Origin of the sequence: Erwinia sp. (assembly GCF_049696395.1) — a bacterium.
Classification (GTDB): domain Bacteria; phylum Pseudomonadota; class Gammaproteobacteria; order Enterobacterales; family Enterobacteriaceae; genus Erwinia.
This window is the reverse complement of the sequence record NZ_JBAVTT010000054.1, coordinates 1-3418: the sequence shown is the minus strand read 5'-3', so window position 1 is coordinate 3418 and position 3418 is coordinate 1. Positions and strand designations below refer to the sequence as shown.

The 3418-nt window shown below is 47.9% G+C and carries 3 protein-coding genes and 1 pseudogene; all 4 read left to right on the top strand.

Annotated elements, in window-relative coordinates:
• Nucleotides 1-156 (top strand): annotated as a pseudogene (locus tag WCC56_RS07605) (type VI secretion system baseplate subunit TssE); the annotation flags it as partial.
• A 506-nt stretch (nucleotides 157-662) separates the two neighbouring features.
• On the top strand, nucleotides 663-1097 hold the full coding sequence (locus WCC56_RS07600; protein WP_424691796.1) for a DUF1283 domain-containing protein: 435 nt from the start codon (nucleotides 663-665) through the stop codon (nucleotides 1095-1097).
• A gap of 70 nt (nucleotides 1098-1167) precedes the next feature.
• The gene (locus WCC56_RS07595; protein WP_424691795.1) at nucleotides 1168-1413 is read left to right on the top strand and encodes a DUF4282 domain-containing protein; all 246 of its coding nucleotides are present in this window, start codon (nucleotides 1168-1170) and stop codon (nucleotides 1411-1413) included.
• Nucleotides 1414-1486: 73 nt separating this feature from the next.
• Nucleotides 1487-2800, top strand: coding sequence for a VasL domain-containing protein (locus tag WCC56_RS07590; protein ID WP_424691794.1), 1314 nt, complete (start codon nucleotides 1487-1489; stop codon nucleotides 2798-2800).
• The last annotated feature ends 618 nt before the right edge of the window (nucleotides 2801-3418 follow it).

Sequence of the window (3418 nt, the reverse complement as noted above, 5' to 3'; positions counted from 1 at the left end):
ATCAACGTTGTCCTGCTGGAACAAACCCTGCCGGGCGAGCTGCGTTATGCGATTGATGCTGAGCTTAAAGGCATTGGTCTGGTGCGCTACGGAACGGAGTTCATGCCGGAAGGACGGGTGCTTATTCGTCATTTGAAACAGCAGCAGTATCTTTAAAATAAAACCCGGTATTAAGGTGTGCGTATTCTCCGGTCGAAAATAACAGGTAAACCATGTCAGCAAAAGCACGATTTCTGCAGAAACTTGAGGCGGCACAGACCTCGCTGGGCATTTTATTTTAAGTAAAAGCCAGGCGGACATCGCCGCCTTTCGCCATTCAATAAGCCAGCTCAAGCAAGTGATAGAAACCTGGCTTGACGGGGCGGGCCTTCACCTCGAAACCACCCGCGTACCCATCATCGAATGACTGGTGGATAACCGGGCTTTCAGCGTGCCGGGGATCGTTTTGCGCTATGAGGACAGGTTAATGAAATTTACCCCCGCGGCAACGACTAGACCTGGAGTCAACAGGGTATCTCTTCCGGACTCAGAAACGTGTTCGCCGAGGAGGCCTTCTTCGGGGGGATGGTGGAGTTTCTGCCCTAAAGAAAGGGTTTTCCTCTAGGCAAAAATGAGGGTTCTCAAGTTCCATTTTCACACTCACACAACTTACAGGCACAGGAATGTCACAACTTAACGGAATCAAATTAGTCCTGCTTTTAAGCCTCCTGGTCACTTCCTTAGCGACAGCGCATTCAGGCAGGACAAATGCGGAAGGCTGCCATAACAACAGGAAGACCGGTGATTATCACTGCCACGGTGGGAAATCACAGAGGGAAGATTATTTTGGTCAGAATGAGCCCGCAGCAAACAAACCTGCCGCATCCCAGCGTAAAGGTATACAGCCCGGCACGGCTAAAAAGTCTCTACCGCCAAAGAAAACTCCCCAACCGCGTAGTGATAACCCTAAAACGGAGGATACATCCCAATCACGCGCCGCGGCTCCACCACCCGATCCGCGAGTCCAGTGTGTGAACAGTAAAAATATCGATCATTACTGGGAACCGGTAACACGTCGTTGTCTGGAAATATCAACGGGTAAAGAAATCACTCCCTGAAAAGATAAATAATGGCCAATAACATCATCAATATTGCATATCTTAAAAACTTGCATAAAAGGAAAACCCTATGAAAAATATTTTTTTCTTCGATAATTTAATCACACCAAAAATTTTAGTACTGTTTTACTGGCTCAGCCTCGCTTGCATCACCCTGGGCGGGCTTTTCTCAATACAGGTAACCGGCTTCAGCCTGTATCAATTGATTATAATGATTTTTGGCTGCATCGGAACGCGGGTTGCGTTTGAACTGATTATGATTGCATTTAACAATAATGAGTATTTGCGTCGCATCGCAGAGCAGCATGGAAAATAAATAGACTGATGTTGTCAGTGCGGTTAACCCGCCTCTTAATTCTCTGAGCCCCTCACCTGAAATAAAGCCTCCCATGAAACAATTTACTGAACGCTACCTCCGAACAGGCGGCAGTCCCCGGGCCATGCCTGAATATGCTGCGCTTCGTGCTGAGATGATGAAACAGGTCCATCCCGCCCGCCCGGATGTTAACTGGCGCTATGCTGAGAAGCTCTGTCTCTCGCTATTTGAGAAAAATGGCGTGGAGTTGCAAACAGCGGCCTGGTACACGCAGATTCGTACTCAGCTGGCCGGGTTACAGGGGCTGAATGAAGGGTTGTCCATACTGGACGTTATGATTACGTATCAGTGGGGACGTTTCTGGCCAGAACCTGTTCATATCAGAACGGAGATCCTCAGTAATCTGAGCACACGGTTACAGCAGCTGATACGGACGTTGCCGCTGAGCGAAAATGACTTCAACCCGCTTTACCGGGCAGAGCAATACACTGGGAGCATAGGTGAGGTGCTGCAACGTCTTAATCTCAAGCATCTCTGTCAGTTTGATGTCCTGCGTACATTAATACAAAACAGCAAGCTGAAGCTGAAGAGCAGTGATAACGGAGCGGGGTGCTCAACAATGAGAAACCCCGAAATGGCCCTCCCGGCAGAGCGGTTGGTTTATGTCATCACAGATAAGCCCAATGCAAATGCACAGGTTATTAATGATTTCCCGCACCCAAAAAAAAGGTGGCCAGCCTTTACGGCAGGGGTTCTTACAGCATCCGTGTTCAGTGCAACAGTGCTGTGGGCTTACAATGCCTACCATACCCAGCCCCCGCTGTTGCAGGCGCTCAACCACAGTGTCTCCCCGTTACCGCAGATTTTGCAGACCAGCCAGATTGAGGCTTTACTCCGGTCCTATATGAGCCGTATTGATACCCGGGGCTGGATGGCACAGGCCTCTGAGCAGATGGGCACACTTTCAACACTCCCCCCTGACTGGCAGCAGCAATATGCATATCAACTGCTCGCTCAGATTCAAACCCTGTGGCCGCATCATCCAGAGGCTATGCGGATGAAGGCACGGGTGGATGAGAATAGGGCAGTCAATGCTTTGCCAGAAACTGCGCTGTCGGGATGGCATGAAGGTATGCAGAAGTTAGAGGCACTCTCAGGCAGACTGGATGCACTGGATGGTCAGCGTGGAAAGTATATTACCGTCAGCGAGCTTAAGTCCGTGGTGTTCGACGCGAAGAGCAGTTTCAATAAAGCTGTACCTGTAGAAGAGAAGCTGAGACTTATCGGCTCCAGTGGGTCGGCAAACTCTGCAGCGGTAAAAGACGCTGAGCAACAACTGAGCAGGCTTGTTAACCGGTTAGCAATTGAAAAGCAGGCTAATAACTGATCGTTATGGTTGATACACGCATATATCCGTATTGCTATACGGGCGCAAGGTGCCTAAAAGGGTCGGATTTAATGAGTTGATTTCAAACTTCGCGGGACAAATTGAGAGCACAAAAAAACCCACAAGGTTTTCACCGTGTGGGTTCTCAGGACTTCATCGAGTGGGTCTGGTAACCAATCGACCAAGAATTTGGTGGGCTGGCGGAATCTGAATTTTTTTGGCAATCACTTGTTTTAATATGTTTTTTTTTAATTCAACTTTTATTGGTATACCTAAGCGTATACCAATCGCGCTCATTAAGGCGTTTTTCAGAAAGGCAGCGGGATAGTATTGCAACTATTGTTTAATATGATTTAGCCGCGAAGCGAGCGACGCTCCACAGCTTGGAAAGGAATGCAGTGTGTTGGCGTAATGGATAGGCAACAGCATTTAGTGACGAAAAGTTCAGTGCCTCCATGAACACCAGAGTTCTGGTAAGGTTGTCGAAAAGCTTAATCACGAAAATTAAAATGTGTTCTGGGGTTAGTCCGCTATCAGCGATAATCGGACTTGGTGATGCTATATTTTTAACATGGATAAGATTAGATTAAAATTTGTTAAAGTTTTAGTTAAATCTGC